This window comes from Streptomyces sp. NPDC048516 (genome assembly GCF_043199875.1).
Lineage (GTDB): Bacteria > Actinomycetota > Actinomycetes > Streptomycetales > Streptomycetaceae > Streptomyces.
In genome coordinates, this window is sequence record NZ_JBICWS010000002.1 from 420,005 (window position 1) to 436,679 (window position 16,675).

Below are 16,675 nucleotides of genomic sequence, written 5' to 3' on the forward strand. Positions count from 1 at the left end.
ACGTGGAGTTTACGGGGAGGCGGCATTGACTTTTCATCAGATGGCGGCGCGTGAGATCCCGTACGCGGTATGGGAATCCGATGGACCGGATGGGGGGAAAGGCTCGCTGACGGTCCCGGCCCCACCGGCCCCCGATGCCGAAGACCCGCAGGCAGGGGACGCCGAGGGCGCCGTGACGCGGCTGCTGAGTGCCCACCGCAAAGTGGTGGCGGATCAAAGCCGGCTGCTGGAAGCCCTGGAGTCCGCGCTCGGCGAGCTGGTGCGCAGCTCCCTGACGCGCACCGACTGCTCGTCGCTCGAAGCGGAACAATGCGCGGCGGGCTGTTTCGCGATGGATCCCCTGGTGGCCGCCAAAGGCGAGGTGCTGCTCTGTCTGGATCCGGCCGATCTTGAGCAGGAGCGATTCTCCTATCTGCTCGAATGCGTTCATGGAGCCTTCCTCCGGGGGGTGGCCGTACGGTGCATCTGCGCGGAGTCGATGGTCAACCTGCCGGGTGGCCGGTCGTACATCCAGGAGCTCCAGGCGGCGGGGGCGGAGATCCGGGTGGCCCCCCTGTTGCCGTTCCGGCTCATGCTCGTGGACCGGATGTTCGCCTATATCAGTGTCGTCGACCGTCACGGCGAGAATTCGACACTGGAGATCAAGAGTCCGGAAACCTGCCAGTTCGTGCACCGGGTATTCGACTACTGCTGGGTGACGAGAACGTCGTCGAAAGCGTGCGAGACGGTCGATGCTATTGATGTGTCCGACCGCGAGGTCATCATTCTGCGCTTGTTGGCCAATGGCATGAAGGATGTGGCCATGGCGCGTTCTCTCGGGATTTCCACGCGGACCCTCCGGCGGGTGATAACGGATCTCATGGGCAAGCTCGGGGTCAGTAGCAGGTTTCAACTGGGAGCGCGCGCTACCGAATGCAGGCTACTGTGGTCGGTCCTTTCCTGAGTTCGTGGTGGACGTCAGTACGGCACCGGCCGCAACGCACCCGGCCAGCCCGAAGAACGCGAGGGGATAGCTGCTCAGTTCGGCGGCGAGCACCGCTCCCAGGGCGGGTGCCACCGCGAGGGCGGCCGTGGCGGGAGCCGTGGCGAAGGCGTTGAGCGTGGCGTACCGCTGCACTCCCCAGATGTCGCTGACCGCCGTGGCCTGCAGCAGGGTGTACATGCCGCGTACTGCCCCGGCGGCCATGGCCGCCACGCAGAGCAGCGGCGTCGGCCCGGGGAGAGCCGCGAGGAGCGCTATGGCGAGGGCCCCGGCCGTCAGCAGGACGGTCATCCGGCGCTGCATGCTGGTGCGGCGGGTCAGGGTCGGATAGCCGAGCCGTCCGACGATCTGCCCCGTCCCGCAGAGGGAGAGGGCGATGGCCGCGGTGCCGGTGCTGAGACCTCTGTCGACCAGGAACGGGACGAGGTTGAGGGTGGTGGCGTAGAGACCGAGGGCGGCGAGGGCCAGCGTCGTGGACAGGAGGACGAACTCCCTGCTGAGCACCACCGGACGTACCTCGGCGAACGACGAGCTGGGGTGCGTGGCTCCTGCTCCGGGCCATGGCACGCGCAGACAGAGCAGGTGCAGTGGTGTGTTCGCCGCCAGCAGGACCGCCGCGAGCAGGAGGTACGTGGTGCGCCAGTCCAAGTGGGCCAGGAGAGCCGCTGTGAGCGGCGCGAAGAGAACGCTGGCGAGACCGCCTGCCAGGGACAGGAGCGTGAGGGGACGCAACCGACGGGAGCCGTACCACCGGGTGAGTGCCGCGAAGGCCGGCGGGTAGAGTGCCGCGGCCTGGGCGACGCCGACGAGTGCCCACGCCGCGGCGAACCACACCAGCCCCGGGGCGGTGGCCACCGCTGTCAGCGCTACGCAGCCGAGAACTGATCCCGCACTCATCACCCTGCGCGGGCCGTACCGGTCCAGTAGCCGGCCCACCGGAATGCCGGCCACCGCACTGGTGATCAGCCCGAGGGAGAAGGCGCACATGGTTGCGGTCACCGGCCAGCCCGTGGCACGGGTGATGCTGGGCAAGCTCACCGGGAACGCGTAGTAGAGCGTGCCCCAGCTGACGATCTCCGTGACGGACAGTGCGAGCAGAACTCGGCGTAACTCCGGTTCCTCCGACGGTGTGGCCCGGAGAAGTTTCCCCCTCCTGTTCTCTATAGAGAAAATCACATCGCTATAGTACTTACTATGATCGCCTTGGCAACACTGGGCAGCCGGATTCAGGAACTCCGGCTGGCTCAGTCCCTGACCCTGCAGGACCTCGCGGACCGCGCGGGGGTGAGCGTGAGCATGCTCTCCTCCGTGGAGCGCGGCCGGAAGGCGCCCACGGTCACGGTGGTGGGACGCATCGCGGAGGGGCTCGGCGTCACCGCGGCCCATCTCCTCGCGGAACCCGAACACCTCAGCGTGCGGCGCGCGGCTGATCAGGAAGTCGTCGAAGAACCCGGGGGCTGGAGCCGGACGATCCTGACGCCGGTCGTGGCGGGCGTGAACTTCGAGTGGATCCGCTCGGTTCTTCCGCCGCACTGCGACGCCGGCGAGTACCCCGCCTACGCCACCGGGTCCCATGAGTACGTCTTCGTGGAGTCCGGCACCCTGCGGCTGACCGCCGGGGAGACCACCGTCCACCTGGAGGCGGGGGACTCCGCCTACTTCGCCGCGGACGCGGTGCACGCGTACGCGAACCCGGGCCGGACGGCGTGCACCTATTACGTCGCGGCGCTGATTATGCGCCCGCGCTCTCGCGGCACCGCTCCGCGCACTCCCCGCAGTCCCGACAGTCCCGCCGCGCTTGACTGAACCGCACCGATAACGGCTGGGGGCTTCGCCGGCACCGGTGGGGTGGATTTGGGCTCTTCGCCGTGACCGGGAAACCGGCGCGGTGTGCCGGAGCCGGAAGACCGCGCCGCGGTCAGGACGGCGCCCCGGCCAGGACTTCCACCTTGCCGCTGTCGAGTGAGTAGTAGGCGCCCACCACGGCGAGGCTGCCCTTGGCCACGAGCGGGGCCAGGTCCTGGTTGGAGCGCAGGCTGGCCGCGGTCAGCTTGACCTGGGCGCGGGCCATGGTGTCGACGGGGTCGTCGCCGCCCTCGCGGACCGTCTGCTCGTACGCCGGCCGCAGGGCCCTGGCGATCGCCTGCAGGTTGCCGGGCAGGGGCTTGCCGTCGCGGAAGGACTTGTAGGACGCCTCGACGGCGCCGCAGCGCTGGTGTCCGAGGACCACGATGAGGGGGGTGTCGCTCGTGAGGGGACCGTACTCCACGGAGCCGGTGACGACCGGGTCGACGGCCTCCCCGCCGGTGCGCATCACGTAGAGGTCGCCCAGGCCGGTGTCGAAGAGGAGCTCGGGCGGGACCCGGGAGTCGATGCACGAGAGGACGGAGCCGAACGGCTTCTGCTTCTCGGCCACGAACTGGCGCCGGTTCGGGTCGCGGTCGGGATGCTGAAGGTCTCCGCTCACCCAGCGCTCATTGCCGTCCAGCAGTCTTTGGAATGCCGCTTCGGGCGTGGCCGGCCGTGCCGGCGACGGAGCGCCGGCCGCCAAGGGAGCGGCGCTGGTCGTGGCGCACCCCGCCAGCGCGACGGTCGCGGCCGCGACTCCGCCGGCGAGCAGTGCTCTGCGATCCGGTTGTCCCACTCCGCCCATGGGTCGTTCCCCTCAGTCCTCAGACGCGTCCGTACGTGTTGACCAGGGGCGATCGTCCAGCACGAGGGCGGCGCCCGACGGCAGGCGCAAGCGGGCGCGGGCCACTTTGCCACCGACGGCCCACAGGAAGGGGCCGGGATGGTGGCTCGATGTCCTGGCGCCGTGTGGGCTTCCCGGCCTCCGCGTAGCATCGAAAAGGGGGTAAATGGATCGCAAAGTGGAGAAGTGGGGCGGTGTGGCCGATGGTGGCACGGTGCGCCCGCGTCGCGCCGTTCCGCCCGCGCGGGGCCTCGCACCGTACTCCGGGTGCCGGGAGGAGGCGGCGATGACTGAGCGGACCTTGGATGCGGTGCGCCAGGAGGAGTTCGCGGGCAGGATGATCCAGGTGCTGAACGACTCGTGTCTGGGGCACCTTTGCAGCCTCGGCCACCGTGCGGGCCTGTTCGACGTGATGTCCGGTCTGCCGCCGGCGACCAGTGCGCAGATCGCCGAGGCGGCCGGGCTGGACGAGCGCTATGTGCGGGAGTGGCTGGGCGGGATGACTGTCGGGGGCGTGGTCGAGTACGCGCCCGAGGACGGGTGCTACCGGCTGCCGCCCGAGCACGCCGCCGTGCTGTCCCGGGCCGCGGGGCCGGACAACATGGCCGCCTTCATGCAGTACTTGGCGATGATGGGTGACGTGGAGGACGAGGTCCTTGCGGCGTTCCGGGCCGGTGGCGGGGTGCCGTACTCCTCGTATCCGCACTTCCAGGACGTGCAGGCCGAGGAGACGGCGCGGGTGTACGACGCCGCGCTGACCGACACGATCGTGCCGCTGGTGCCGGGGCTCACGGACCAACTTCGCTCCGGGATCGACGTCTTGGACATCGGCACCGGGCAGGGGCACGCCGTCAATCTGCTGGCGCGCGCCTTCCCCGCAAGCCGGTTCGTGGGGATGGACATCTCCGCCGCGGGCATCGCCACGGCACGGGCGGAGGCCGCACGGTGGGAGCTGGGCAACGCCCGCTTCGAGGTGGCCGATACGGCCGAACTCACCGGCTCCTACGACCTGATCACGGCCTTCGACGTGATCCATGACCTGGCGCGTCCCGCCCGCACACTGGCCGCCGTCGCGAACGGCCTGCGGGACGACGGGATCTTCCTGATGGGCGACATCGCGGCCTCCAGTGAGCTGTCGGAGAACGTCGGCCATCCACTGGGGCCCACCCTCTACGCCCTGTCGGTCTTCTACTGCATGACCGTCTCCCTCGCGGAGGGCGGCGCGGGGCTGGGCACGGTCTGGGGGCGGCAGGCCGCGCTGCGGATGCTGGCGGAGGCGGGGTTCGGCGAGGTCGGGACCCGGGAGGTGCCGGGCGACATCCTGAACATCTACTACGTGGCGCGGAAGGGGTGACAAGCGGAAGGGGCGAGTAGCTGCCCGGGGTGTCAGGGGTATCCCGGGGTGGCCGGGGGCGCCAGGTGCCGGGGGTGCCCTTGGCGGGCGCTCGGCGGGCGGTCAGCGGGGGAAGAGCTGGAAGAGCGTGGCGGGGCGGCCCCGGTAGCGTTCGCCGCCGGTGCGCAGCATCTGCTCGATGAAGGTGCGGGCGTACGCGTGCGGATCCTGTCCGGCGCCACGCAGGCCCTTGATGTACGCGCCGTGTGCCGCCAGCGAGTCGACCGCGCGGTCGATGCCGGGGCCCACCTCCGCGGCGTGCGTGGGGTGCGAAGAGCCCGCCACGGCCACCCAGCGGACGCCGTTCCAGGGCGCCAGTCCCTTCGCGCCGGCGAGTTCGGGGAAGATCCAGCGGTTGCCGGCGTCGCCCGCGGCGTCGAGGACGGCGCGGCCGACGACCCGGTGGTCCGGACTGTTCCAGTGGCCGCCGCCCCAGGTGTCGTGGTGGTTGAGGGTGAGCAGCAGCTCGGGGCGGTGGCGCCGGATGGCCGCGGACAGATCGCGGCGCAGCGCCCGGCCGGGCTCGATGATGCCGTCGTGGTGGTGGTCGAGGAATTCGACGGTGTGGACGCCGACCAGTGCGGCGCCGGCCCGCTGCTCGGTCTCGCGGACCGTGGCGGCCTCCCCGGGCGCGAGTCCGTCGATGCCGGCCTCGCCGCGGGTGACCAGGAGGTAGCTGACCTCGCGCCCGGCGGCGGTCCATTCGGCGATGGCGGCCGCGGCGCCGTATTCGAGGTCGTCGGGGTGCGCGACGACGGCGAGCGCCCGCTGCCAGTCCTTGGGCATGGGGGAGAGCTGGGTTTCGGCGGGCATGGAGTCCCTTTCTTCGCGTCCTGATACCGCGTCCCGCGTTCCGTCGCCGGGTGCTGTGCCCTCTTCCGTCCGCTCCGTCTGCTGCGTCTGCTCCGTCTGCCGTGTCTGCTGTCTGCCGCCTGCGGCCCGACCGTGCTTTCTTTTCGATCGTGACACGCATGGGCGGCGGCCACCGGGTGGAAAGGAAGGGTGGGGTGGCGCGGGGTGGGGGTACGAGAGCCCACGGTGCCCGGCCTCGGTCGTTTACACGGGCTGAGCTGGGTTTCATCACATCAGGTGAATATCTGGCCCAAGCTTGCGATCGGCAACGCGCGGTTGCCACGCTGTTGCTCACCGTCAAGCTGTTGGGAGGGGCACGTGCCTTTCGGTGAGCAGCCCGCATACCTCCGCGTCGCCGGCGACCTGCGCCAGAAGATCGTCGACGGGGTGCTGCCGCCGCACACCCGCCTTCCCTCCCAGGCGCGCATCCGCGAGGAGTACGGCGTCTCGGACACCGTCGCCCTGGAGGCGCGCAAGGTCCTGATGGCCGAGGGGCTGGTCGAGGGCCGCTCGGGGTCGGGCACCTACGTACGCGAACAGCCCGTCCCGCGCCGTATCGCCCGCGTCGGCTTCCACTCGGCGGGCGGCTGTACGCCGTTCCGGCAGGAGCAGACGGACGAGCGGGTGCGGGGCACCTGGGAGTCCCACAGCGAGCAGGAGCCGGCCGGTGCGGCGATCGCCGCCCGGCTGCGCATCCCGCAGGACGCCAAGGTGATGCGGACGCGCTATGTCTTCCGGGCGGAGGGGGAGCCGTCGATGCTCTCGACCTCCTGGGAGCCCCTGGAGGTGACCGGGCGGACGCCCGTGATGCTGCCGGAGGAGGGGCCGCTGGCGGGGCGCGGGGTGGTCGAGCGGATGGCGGCCATCGATGTGGTGGTGGACAACGTCGTCGAGGAGGTCGGGGCGCGGCCCGCGCTGGCGGAGGAGGCCATGACGCTGGGCGGGGTTCCCGGCCACGGCGTGCTGGTCGTGTCGCGTACGTACTTCGCGGGCGGCAGGCCGGTCGAGACGGCCGATGTCGTCACCCTCGCGGACCGGTACCGGGTCACGTATCACCTGCCGGTGAAGTAGCCGCGGACCGCTGCTGCTGCCGCGGACCGCGGCCTCTCCGGTTCCCGCTCCGGCTTCCTCTCTGGTTCCCGCTCCGGCTTCCGCACCGCTCCGGCTCCCGCTGTCGCCCCTGCCGCCGCTCCCGCATCCCAGTGCGTGTGTGCCTGCGCCAACCCGCTGCGCCGGCACCTGCGCGAGGCGCCTCCCGAGTCCCCATACGCATGCGCAAGACGCCCCAAACCCACCTGTGCGCGTGCGCGAGACGCCCTGATCTCGGTCCCGGTTCTCTGCTGGGCGTCCGGTTTGTGGCTATTCGTACGCAAAATATGGCTGAAACCCTGTGTTGGATAAGTCACAGACCCTCAACTCGACGCCTTTTTCGGGCTGCTGTGGGAAGCCGACGCTCCGATTCGCTCTTACGATGGCGAAGTTTGTGCACGGCACGGGGGAAGACCAGGAGACCAAGCACGTGAGCACGACGAAGACCCCGAGCGCGGAGCAGGGCTCGCACTCGAATTACCGTCGGTCCCTCGGGACCATCGCCCTGACCGCCACGGGTCTCGGGTCCATCATCGGCTCCGGCTGGCTCTTCGGAGCCGAACGCGCCGCCGCCATTGCGGGCCCGGCCGCGATTCTCGCCTGGGTCATCGGGGCGCTCGTCGCCCTCACGATCGCGCTCACCTACACCGAGCTCGGCTCGATGTTCCCGAAGGCCGGCGGCATGGTCCGCTACGGCCAGTACTCGCACGGCTCGCTCGCCGGGTACCTCGCGGCCTGGGCGAACTGGATCGCGATCGTCTCGGTCATCCCGGGTGAGGCCACCGCCTCCGTCCAGTACATGAGTTCCTGGGACTTCGGCTGGGCGCATGCGCTCTACGACGGCAAGGAGCTGACCGGCACCGGCGTCGGGCTCGCCAGCATCCTGCTGATCTTCTACTTCTTCCTCAACTGGTTCGCGATCTCGCTGTTCGCGAAGACCAACACCGCGATCACGGTCTTCAAGGTCGTCGTCCCGGTGCTGACCGCGAGCGCGCTGATGGCGGCGCACTTCGACACCGGCAACATCACCCACCACGGTGGCTTCACGCCCAACGGCTGGAGCTCGGTCTTCACCGCCGTCGCCGTGTCCGGCATAGTCTGGGCCTACAACGGCTTCCAGTCCCCGCTGAACATGGCCGGTGAGGCCCGCAACCCCGGCAAGTCGCTGCCGAAGGCCGTGGTGTGGTCGATCGTCATCGCGCTGGTCATCTATGTCGCACTGCAGGTCGCGTTCCTGATGGCGGTGCCCGGCGACAAGCTGACCGCCGGCGGTGGCTGGGCCTCTCTCGGCTTCAACTCGCCGCTCGCCGACCTCGCGGTGGCCTGGGGCCTGAACTGGCTGGCGCTGCTGCTGTACGCGGACGCCTTTGTCTCGCCGTCCGGCACGGGCATGATCTACGCGGCCACCACCTCGCGCATGATCCACGGTGTGCAGGAGAACGGTCATCTGCCCGGCATCTTCGGCAAGGTGGACAAGAAGACCGGTGTGCCGCGTCCGGCGCTGCTGCTCAACCTCGCGATCGCCTTCCTGTTCCTCGCGGTCTTCCGCGGCTGGGGCTCGCTCGCCGAGATCGTTTCGGTCGCCACGGTCATCTCGTACATCACCGGGCCGGTCGCCGTGATGTCGCTGCGCCGGCTGTCGCCGGACCTGGCGCGCCCGGTCAAGCTGCGGGCGATGCCGGTCATCGCGCCGATCGCGATGGTCTTCGGTTCGCTGGTCCTGTACTGGGGCCGCTGGCCGCTGACCGGCAAGGTCATCCTGATCATGGCCGTCGGTCTGCCGGTCTGGGCCTGGTACGAGATCGGCAAGCCGCTGACCCAGGGCCGCAAGCCGTGGGCCGAGCTGCGACCGCACCTCAAGGCCGGCGCCTGGATGGTGGCGTATCTGCTGGTCATGGCCGCTGCCTCGTACCTGGGCGGCAAGGACTTCGGCGGCAAGGGCTATCTGCCGGAGGGCTGGGACATCCTCCTGGTCGCCGTGATCGGTCTCGCCTTCTACTACTGGGGCGTGCGCAGCTCCTGGCGTAACCCGACGCTGCTCCAGGCCGAGGCCGAGGCCGCGGCTGAGGCCGCGGCCCAGGCGGCGGACGAGGACGAGGCCGCGGCCGAAGGGGCCAAGGCGCCCGTCGGCGCCTGAGAGGGCACCCCAAACCGCCCCCGCACCACTTCGTACACATCGCCCGGGACTCCTCGGGACCACCGGCCACTCGCAGGCCTCTTCCGGTACGCCCGGAGGCCTGCGGGTGGCCGGTTCGGTACCTCTTTGTGTAAATCCATATGCGGTGAGTAAAGGTCGGGCGTAGGCTCGGGCATATGCGGATTGCGATTTCGGCATCAGCAGACCAGGGGCGTGCGACGGCGCGCTACGCGGCGGACGGAGGGGCGCAATGACCGAGGGCGGAGCGGTGCTCCCCTGGCTCGTCATCCGCCAGGACGAAGGCGGCAACCGCTATCGCGTGGGCCGCTATGCCACCCGAGCGGAGGCGGAGCGGGTGGCCGACCGGCTCGGACCGCGCGGCCACCAGCAGCTTTACGTGGTCGAGAAGGCCGACCGGGCGACGACCTGAGAGGCGGCGAGCGGGAAGCGGGACGAGGGCGGGGGACGTAGGCTGCCGCGCATGACGACCGTGCGCGTAGTGGTGGGCGGAGCGGTGTGCGAGCGCGGGCGGCTGCTGGCCGCACGGCGCAGTGCACCGCCCGCCCTGGCCGGCCGCTGGGAGCTGCCCGGCGGCAAGGTGGAGGACGACGAGACACCCGAGCAGGCGCTGGAGCGAGAGCTGCGCGAGGAGCTGGGTGTCGAGGCGGCGGCCCAGGAGCGGATTCCGGGGGAGTGGGTGCTGCGGCCCGGCTATGTCCTGCAGGTGTGGACGGCCCGGCTGCTGTCAGGCGCGCCGCGGCCCCTGCAGGATCACGACGAGCTGCGCTGGCTGCTGCCCGGCGAGGAGTCCCAGGTCGACTGGCTGGACCAGGACCGCCCCGCGGTGGCCGAGGCGATGCGCCGGCTGGCGGGGACGGCCGGGGTGCCGGGCGTACGGCCGTAGTCGCCGTCCCACGGCGTGCACGCCCTGCGGGCCCCGTACGCGGCCCGTGCGTGCGGTCGCCGGTCAACCGGCGACCGCGCGCCGCCGTACCCCTGCCCGTACGGGCGCCCTCGGCGCGCTGGTCCGCCCGCCTGGGTCCGCCCGTCCGCACGTCTGCCTGCGCCACCCGCCCGTCTGCCTGCGCCACCCGCCCGCCTGCATTGCCGGTCCGCCCGCACTGCCCGTCCGCCCGCGCTGCCCGCCCCTCTGCACTGCCCCATCCCAGCACGCCGATATGTTTCATTTGTGCCACAGTGCGCCGCTGCAGGCGGTACTGCGGGATAGATAGCGGGTATGTCCTGATTGACCCCTTCGATGCAGGCAAGGCGACGGGGATTGCCATCGGGCTGGGATGTGATCGGCGTGAGCGACAGCGCAGCGGCAGGGGTCCCGGAGCCGGACTCCGGGCACGTCCGCAGGCGCGGCAGGGCCTCCGGTGCACCCAGTGCCGAATGGAGCTTTCCGGCCGACCCCGGGGCGGTGCGCACGGCCCGCACGGCGGTGCGGCAGGTGCTGGACGACTGGGGGCTGAACGGCGCCGCCGACATGGCCGTACTACTCGTGAGCGAGCTCGTCACCAACTCCCTGCGTCACGCCAGCGGGCCGATCGGAGTCCGTATGGTGCTCCTCAACACCGACGGGCTGCTCGTCGAGGTCTCCGATCCGCTGCCCGACCCGCCGCAGGAGCGCGACGCCGCTCCCGACGACGAGGGAGGCCGTGGATTGCAGCTGGTCGCATGCAGTTCGCGGCGCTGGGGGACCCGTCGCGGAAAGAGTGGCAAGACAGTGTGGTTCGAGCTGTCGGTGGCTGGTTAGGAGACAGGTGGGTCCTGATCGTTGCCAATTCATCGACATTCTGTGGGTGGGCTGCGATCGAGACTGTGCTGTGATCGTGAAGACCGTGTTCCGGATAGCCGGGGTACTGGATACTCAGGCGGGTCCGGTCCGGGCACGATGAGCTGGAGGGGACGGGGCTCGTGAGCGAGATGTCATCTGGCGGGGAAGAACCCGCGCAGGCCGATGGTCAGGGCGGTGCGGACGGCTCCGGTGATCCAAGTGGCCACCCGCACGAGCCGGCGGGCCCGCCCGTGTGGCAGAGCAGCCGGCCCGGATCGATCTATGACTACATTCGCGTGGCCTCCTTCTCGCTCGGTCCCGACGGGCGGATCGACCAGTGGAGCGAGCGGGCGGAGCACATGCTCGGCATACCCGCGCGGTACGCGCTCGGCAAGGACCCCGTCGAGGCCTTCGTCCCCCGCGAGTTGCGGGCGACCGGGCGCCGCAAGGTGTCCGAGATACTCGACGGCCGGGAGTGGACCGGCCTGGTGCCCTACCGCCGGGCAGAGGGCGCGGACGCCGACGGGCTCGCCGAGATCTATGTGATGCCCTCGCGCGACGAGAACGGTGAGCGGGCCGCGGTCTGCCTCGTCGTCGATGTCCGCGCGCTGCGCGGCATCGAGACCGACCTCGCCGCTTCGCAGGCCGTTTTCGGTCAATCTCCCATGGGTTTCACCCTGTTCGGCACGGACCTGCGGCTGCTGCGGGTCAACGAACGTTTCGCCACGGTCTTCGGCGGTCCGGCGAGCAAGTACCGCGGCTGCGGTCCGCACGACTTCCTGCCGCGCTCCGAGGCCGAGCGGATGACCGTCGCGCTGCGCCGCGTCCTGGACACCGGCGAGCCGGTCACCGAGATGCAGCTGGTCGGGATGGCGCCCGGCGAGGAGGACCGCCGCCGCTGGTCGGTGTCGCTCTACCGGCTGCACGGCGCCAGCGGCCGCCCGATCGGCGTCGCGGCGCTGGCCGCCGATGTGACGGGCCGTCGGCGGGCCGAGCGCGAGGCCGCCAACGCCCGCCGCAACCTCGCCCTGCTCAACGAAGCCGGCGCCCGGATAGGCAACTCCCTCGATCTGGAGACCACCGCCCGCACCCTCCTGGACGTCGCCGTACCGCAGTTCTGCGATCTGGCCTCGGTGGACCTCTACCAGGGCCTGCTGGCGGGCGACGAGGCCCCGCCCGGCATGACCGACGGCAGCGCGGAGCTGCGCCGGGTCGCCTTCGCCAGCGCCGTGTCGGACGCCCCGCTCGCCACCGCCCCCGGTGTGCCCGGCGACGCACCGGGCCCGGTCGCGGTCGGCGCCGTCCACCGCTACCCCTTCAACTCCCCCTGCGCGGGCGCGCTGCGGACCGCCCACGCACAGATCATCCCGGGCCGGGAGAGTGACGACGGGCCGGAGCTGGGCGCGGTGGTGCACTCCACCCTCGCCGTCCCGATGGTCGCGAGGGACACCGTCGTCGGACTGGTGCAGTTCTCCCGCACGAAGGGCAGCGAGCCCTTCGGGGAGCGCGACACCGCGCTCGCCGTCGAGCTGGCCGCGCGCGCCGCGGTCTGTATCGACAACGCCCGCCTCTACCGCCGGGAGCACGAGCGCGCCCTGATATTGCAGCGCAGCCTGCTGCCGCCCGGCGACCCCGAGGCCGCCGGTCTGGACATCGCCTGCCGCTATCTGCCCGGCACCACCGCCACCGAGGTCGGCGGCGACTGGTTCGATGTCATCGAGCTCCCGGGCCACCGCACGGCGCTGGTCGTCGGTGATGTCATGGGACGCGGGCTGCGCGCAGCCGTGGCGATGGGGGAACTGCGCACCGCCGTACGGACCTTGGCGCTGCTGGACCTGGAGCCCGCCGAGGTGCTGTCGGCGCTCGACGAGATCGCCCGCGGGCTCGGCGGCGACGGCGACGGCAGGTCGTCGACCGCACGCTCCGCCCGCAGCCGGTCCGGGTCCGGCGAGGGCACGGGGGAGCAGCGGCGCTCCGCCGGTACCGCCGATCTCTCCGAGGTCTACCTCGCCACCTGCGTCTACGCCGTCTACGACCCGGTCACCCGGCGCGCCACGTTCGCCAACGCCGGGCATCTGCCGCCGGCGGTGGTCGAGGACGGCGAGGACGCCCTGCTGCTCGACGTGCCGCCGGGGATGCCGCTGGGAGTGGGCGGCGAACCGTTCGAGGAGATCGAGGTCGAGCTGCCCGACGGGGCGCTGCTGGCGCTCTACACCGACGGTCTGGTGGAGTCCCGCCACCATCCGCTGGAGGAGGGGCTGCAGGCGTTCCGCACGGCCCTCTCGCACGCCGACCGTCCGCTGGAGGACGCCTGCGACCAGGTCCTGAGCGCCATGGACACCTCGCACGGCGAGGACGACATCGCACTGCTGATGGCGCGGGTGTACGGGCTGCCCAAGGACGCGGTGGGCGACTGGAGCCTGGCGCCGGAGGCCCGTTCGGTGGCCCGCGCCCGTGAACTCGCCCGTGACCAGCTGACGGACTGGGGTCTGCAGGAGCTGGTCGACACCACGGAGCTGCTGGTCAGCGAGCTGGTGACCAATGCGCTACGGCACGGCCACGGCGAGATCCGGCTCCGGCTGCTGCTGGACCGCACCCTGGTCTGCGAGGTCTGGGACGCCGATCTCGCCCAGCCGCGCCGCCGCCGGGCCCGGGACACCGACGAGGGCGGCCGCGGACTGCAGCTGGTCGGCCTGCTGAGCCAGGGCTGGGGCAGCCGCCGTACCCCGCGCGGCAAGACCGTGTGGTTCGAGCTCGCGCTGCCGGACGGGGAGTCGGCGGCGGTGGACCCGGCCGAGGCGCTGCTGAGTCTGTTCTGAGGGCCTGGGGAACTGAGGACCTGGGGAACTGGGGAACCGAGGACCTGACCTGGGGAACTGAGGACCTGGGGAACTGGGGAACCGAGGACCTGACCTGAGGAACTGAGGAGCCAAGGACGCGGGAGGGCCCGGGGCGTGGACCCCGGGCCCCGCCCCGCCCCTCCGGTCATTCGCCACGACGCCGGATCTTGTTCCCGAGCCACACCAGCGGGTCGTACTTGCGGTCCGCGGCGCGCTCCTTCAGCGGGATCAACGCATTGTCGGTGATCTTGATGTGTTCGGGGCAGACCTCGGTGCAGCACTTGGTGATGTTGCAGTAGCCCAGCCCGTGCTCGTCCTGCGCGGTGCGCTTGCGGTCGAGACCGGCCTCCGTGGCCGCGTCCAGCGGGTGCATGTCGAGCTCGGCGATCCGCATCAGGAAGCGCGGACCCGCGAAGGCCTCCTTGTTCTCCTCGTGGTCCCGGACGACATGGCAGGTGTCCTGGCACAGGAAGCACTCGATGCACTTCCGGAACTCCTGCGACCGGCCCACGTCCTCCTGCTGCATCCGGTACTCACCGGGGCCCAGCTCCGGGGGCGGTACGAACGCCGGGATCTCGCGGGCCTTGGTGTAGTTGAAGGACACATCGGTGACCAGATCGCGGATGACCGGGAAGGCCCGCAGGGGCGTGATGGTGATGGTCTCCGTACGGTCGAAGACCGACATCCGGGTCATGCACAGCAGCCGCGGCCGCCCGTTGATCTCCGCGCTGCACGAACCGCACTTGCCGGCCTTGCAGTTCCAGCGCACGGCGAGATCGGGTGCCTGGGTCGCCTGCAGGCGGTGGACGATGTCCAGCACCACCTCGCCGTCGTGCACCTCGACCTTGAAGTCCTCCAGGTCACCGGAGTCCGTGTCGCCCCGCCACACCCGGAAGTGCGCCTGGTAGACGCCGGACTGCTGCTGCTCTTCCTGCGACACGCTCACCGGCTCAGCTCCTCGTCGGTCAGATACTTCGCCAGCTCGTCCTTCTCGAACAGTTCCAGCAGGTCGCGGCGGATCGGCGGGGTCTCGCGGCGGGAGAGGCGGATCTGGCCCAGCGCCGCCTCGGCGGCCCGCGCGTCGCCCTGCGGGTCGGCGAGTTCACAGACCAGGTTGATGTTGCGCCAGGTGCGGTCCATCGCCGGATGGTCGTCGCGGGTGTGCCCGCCACGGCTCTCCTCGCGTTCCAGCGCCGCCCGCGCCACGCACTCGCTGACCAGCAGCATGTTCCGCAGATCGAGGGACAGATGCCAGCCGGGGTTGTACTGCCGGTGCCCCTCGACGCCGGCCCGCCGGGCCCGCACCCGCAGATCGGCCAGCCGTTTCAGGGCCTCGAACATCTCGCCTTCCTTGCGGATGATGCCGACCAGGTCGTTCATCGACTGCTGGAGCTCTTGGTGCAAGGTGTACGGATTTTCCGCCGGGCCGGGTTCGCGGCCGGCGTCCGTCTCGACGAGCTCGGCGCTGAAGGGGCGCAGCGCCTCCGCCTCCGCCGCGTCGATCTGCAGCGGGTCGACGGCCGGGCGTTCGGCCAGCGACCGGGCGTACTCGGCCGCGTGCAGCCCGGCCCGCCGGCCGAAGACCAGCAGGTCGGACAGCGAGTTGCCGCCGAGCCTGTTGGAGCCGTGCATCCCGCCGGCCACCTCACCGGCCGCGAACAGGCCCGGTACGCCGGTCGCCGCCGCGGTGTCCGGGTCCACGTCCACCCCGCCCATCACGTAGTGGCAGGTCGGGCCGACCTCCATCGGCTCGGCGGTGATGTCCACGTCCGCCAGCTCCTTGAACTGGTGGTGCATCGACGGCAGCCGGCGTTTGATCACCTCGGCCGGCATCCGGGTGGAGACATCCAGATAGACGCCGCCGTGCGGGGAGCCGCGGCCCGCCTTGACCTCGGAGTTGATGGCGCGGGCGACCTCGTCGCGGGGCAGCAGTTCGGGCGGGCGGCGGTTGTGGTCCGGATCCTCGTACCAGCGGTCGCCCTCCTCCTCGGTCTGGGCGTACTTGTCCTTGAAGACGTCCGGGATGTAGTCGAACATGAAGCGCTTGCCCTCGCTGTTGCGCAGCACCCCGCCGTCCCCGCGGACCGACTCGGTCACGAGGATGCCCTTGACCGACGGCGGCCAGACCATGCCGGTGGGGTGGAACTGCACGAACTCCATGTTGATCAGCGGCGCCCCGGCCAGCAGCGCCAGCGCGTGCCCGTCGCCGGTGTACTCCCAGGAGTTCGAGGTCACCTTGAAGGACTTGCCGATCCCGCCGGTGGCCAGCACCACCGCCGGGGCCTCCAGCACGAAGAAGCGGCCGGACTCCCGCTCGTAGCAGAAGGCGCCGGAGACCTTGCCGGACCCCGCGGCGGAGCCGCTGAACGACTCCGTGAGCACCCGGGTGACCGTGCACTCCTGGAAGACCTTCAGCCGGGCGTCGTACGCGCCGAACTCCTTCTCGTCCTCCTGCTGCAGCGAAACGATCTTCTGCTGGAGGGTGCGGATCAGCTCCAGGCCCGTACGGTCGCCGACGTGCGCGAGGCGCGGGTACTCGTGGCCGCCGAAGTTGCGCTGGGAGATCCGGCCGTCCGCGGTGCGGTCGAAGAGCGCGCCCCAGGTCTCCAGCTCCCACACCCGGTCCGGGGCCTCACGCGCGTGCAGCTCGGCCATCCGCCACTGGTTGAGGAACTTCCCGCCGCGCATGGTGTCGCGGAAGTGGACCTGCCAGTTGTCGTGCTCGTTGGCATTGCCCATGCTGGCGGCGATGCCGCCCTCGGCCATCACCGTATGCGCCTTGCCGAACAGGGACTTGCAGATCACGGCCGTCCGCATGCCGGCCTCGCGGGCCTCGATGGCGGCACGCAGCCCGGCGCCGCCGGCGCCCACCACGACCACGTCCCATGCCTGCCGGTCCACATGCGCCAT

At 70.8% G+C, this 16,675-nt stretch carries 14 protein-coding genes; 9 read left to right on the top strand and 5 right to left on the bottom strand.

Going from position 1 to position 16,675, the window contains the following annotated elements; translation table 11 throughout:
• The first annotated feature begins 25 nt into the window (after positions 1-25).
• Positions 26-943 (top strand): LuxR C-terminal-related transcriptional regulator, encoded by a 918-nt coding sequence (locus tag ACGFR7_RS05750; protein WP_393313445.1) that lies wholly within the window; start codon positions 26-28, stop codon positions 941-943.
• Here ACGFR7_RS05750 and ACGFR7_RS05755 read toward each other — a convergent pair.
• Complete coding sequence (locus ACGFR7_RS05755) at positions 920-2,158, bottom strand: MFS transporter (protein WP_393313448.1); 1,239 nt, start codon at positions 2,156-2,158, stop codon at positions 920-922. The two genes, ACGFR7_RS05750 and ACGFR7_RS05755, sit on opposite strands and share 24 nt — an antisense overlap.
• 18 nt (positions 2,159-2,176) lie before the next feature.
• Between ACGFR7_RS05755 and ACGFR7_RS05760 the strand changes: the two genes are divergently transcribed.
• Entirely contained in the window at positions 2,177-2,788 is a 612-nt protein-coding gene (locus tag ACGFR7_RS05760; RefSeq protein WP_393313451.1) for a helix-turn-helix domain-containing protein, read from the top strand.
• Between the two features lie 112 nt (positions 2,789-2,900).
• Here ACGFR7_RS05760 and ACGFR7_RS05765 read toward each other — a convergent pair whose 3' ends face one another.
• Positions 2,901-3,635 (bottom strand): carbonic anhydrase, encoded by a 735-nt coding sequence (locus tag ACGFR7_RS05765; protein WP_393313454.1) that lies wholly within the window; start codon positions 3,633-3,635, stop codon positions 2,901-2,903.
• A gap of 325 nt (positions 3,636-3,960) precedes the next feature.
• Between ACGFR7_RS05765 and ACGFR7_RS05770 the strand changes: the two genes are divergently transcribed.
• On the top strand, positions 3,961-5,028 hold the full coding sequence (locus ACGFR7_RS05770; RefSeq protein WP_393313457.1) for a class I SAM-dependent methyltransferase: 1,068 nt from the start codon (positions 3,961-3,963) through the stop codon (positions 5,026-5,028).
• 102 nt (positions 5,029-5,130) lie between these two features.
• Here ACGFR7_RS05770 and ACGFR7_RS05775 read toward each other — a convergent pair whose 3' ends face one another.
• Positions 5,131-5,880: a PIG-L deacetylase family protein gene (locus ACGFR7_RS05775; protein WP_393313460.1), complete on the bottom strand. Its 750-nt coding sequence runs from the start codon at positions 5,878-5,880 to the stop codon at positions 5,131-5,133.
• A 357-nt stretch (positions 5,881-6,237) separates the two neighbouring features.
• Between ACGFR7_RS05775 and ACGFR7_RS05780 the strand changes: the two genes are divergently transcribed.
• From ACGFR7_RS05780 to ACGFR7_RS05805, 6 genes are all read left to right on the top strand, one after another.
• Positions 6,238-6,990 (top strand): GntR family transcriptional regulator, encoded by a 753-nt coding sequence (locus ACGFR7_RS05780; RefSeq protein ID WP_328384806.1) that lies wholly within the window; start codon positions 6,238-6,240, stop codon positions 6,988-6,990.
• Positions 6,991-7,390: 400 nt separating this feature from the next.
• On the top strand, positions 7,391-9,145 hold the full coding sequence (locus tag ACGFR7_RS05785; protein ID WP_393313463.1) for an APC family permease: 1,755 nt from the start codon (positions 7,391-7,393) through the stop codon (positions 9,143-9,145).
• A 250-nt stretch (positions 9,146-9,395) separates the two neighbouring features.
• The gene (locus tag ACGFR7_RS05790; protein ID WP_350253627.1) at positions 9,396-9,575 is read left to right on the top strand and encodes an SPOR domain-containing protein; all 180 of its coding nucleotides are present in this window, start codon (positions 9,396-9,398) and stop codon (positions 9,573-9,575) included.
• 51 nt (positions 9,576-9,626) lie between these two features.
• Positions 9,627-10,049, top strand: a complete 423-nt coding sequence (locus tag ACGFR7_RS05795) for a (deoxy)nucleoside triphosphate pyrophosphohydrolase (protein ID WP_311624234.1) — start codon at positions 9,627-9,629, stop codon at positions 10,047-10,049.
• Positions 10,050-10,442: 393 nt separating this feature from the next.
• A complete protein-coding gene (locus tag ACGFR7_RS05800; RefSeq protein WP_392373978.1) occupies positions 10,443-10,904 on the top strand; it encodes an ATP-binding protein in 462 nt (153 codons plus the stop codon).
• A gap of 170 nt (positions 10,905-11,074) precedes the next feature.
• Complete coding sequence (locus tag ACGFR7_RS05805) at positions 11,075-13,744, top strand: SpoIIE family protein phosphatase (protein ID WP_393314209.1); 2,670 nt, start codon at positions 11,075-11,077, stop codon at positions 13,742-13,744.
• A 166-nt stretch (positions 13,745-13,910) separates the two neighbouring features.
• On the opposite strand, the gene ACGFR7_RS05810 is transcribed toward ACGFR7_RS05805, so the two are convergent.
• Together ACGFR7_RS05810 and ACGFR7_RS05815 are read right to left on the bottom strand one after the other, a co-directional pair.
• Positions 13,911-14,711 carry a succinate dehydrogenase/fumarate reductase iron-sulfur subunit gene (locus ACGFR7_RS05810; protein ID WP_393313468.1) on the bottom strand — a complete coding sequence of 267 codons (801 nt, stop codon included), beginning with the start codon at positions 14,709-14,711 and terminating at the stop codon, positions 13,911-13,913.
• A complete protein-coding gene (locus ACGFR7_RS05815) occupies positions 14,708-16,675 on the bottom strand; it encodes a fumarate reductase/succinate dehydrogenase flavoprotein subunit (RefSeq protein WP_393313471.1) in 1,968 nt (655 codons plus the stop codon). The genes ACGFR7_RS05810 and ACGFR7_RS05815 overlap by 4 nt, the downstream gene beginning before the upstream one ends.

What these genes read in the sequence shown, in the direction of transcription:
- ACGFR7_RS05805 (WP_393314209.1), top strand. Translation starts at nt 11,075, where the DNA reads ATGTCATCTGGCGGGGAAGAACCCGCGCAGGCCGATGGTCAGGGCGGT.
- ACGFR7_RS05770 (WP_393313457.1), top strand. Translation starts at nt 3,961, where the DNA reads ATGACTGAGCGGACCTTGGATGCGGTGCGCCAGGAGGAGTTCGCGGGC.
- ACGFR7_RS05815 (WP_393313471.1), bottom strand. Translation starts at nt 16,675, where the DNA reads ATGGCGCATGTGGACCGGCAGGCATGGGACGTGGTCGTGGTGGGCGCC.
- ACGFR7_RS05790 (WP_350253627.1), top strand. Translation starts at nt 9,396, where the DNA reads ATGACCGAGGGCGGAGCGGTGCTCCCCTGGCTCGTCATCCGCCAGGAC.
- ACGFR7_RS05760 (WP_393313451.1), top strand. Translation starts at nt 2,177, where the DNA reads ATGATCGCCTTGGCAACACTGGGCAGCCGGATTCAGGAACTCCGGCTG.
- ACGFR7_RS05765 (WP_393313454.1), bottom strand. Translation starts at nt 3,635, where the DNA reads ATGGGCGGAGTGGGACAACCGGATCGCAGAGCACTGCTCGCCGGCGGA.
- ACGFR7_RS05775 (WP_393313460.1), bottom strand. Translation starts at nt 5,880, where the DNA reads ATGCCCGCCGAAACCCAGCTCTCCCCCATGCCCAAGGACTGGCAGCGG.
- ACGFR7_RS05795 (WP_311624234.1), top strand. Translation starts at nt 9,627, where the DNA reads ATGACGACCGTGCGCGTAGTGGTGGGCGGAGCGGTGTGCGAGCGCGGG.
- ACGFR7_RS05785 (WP_393313463.1), top strand. Translation starts at nt 7,391, where the DNA reads ATGGCGAAGTTTGTGCACGGCACGGGGGAAGACCAGGAGACCAAGCAC.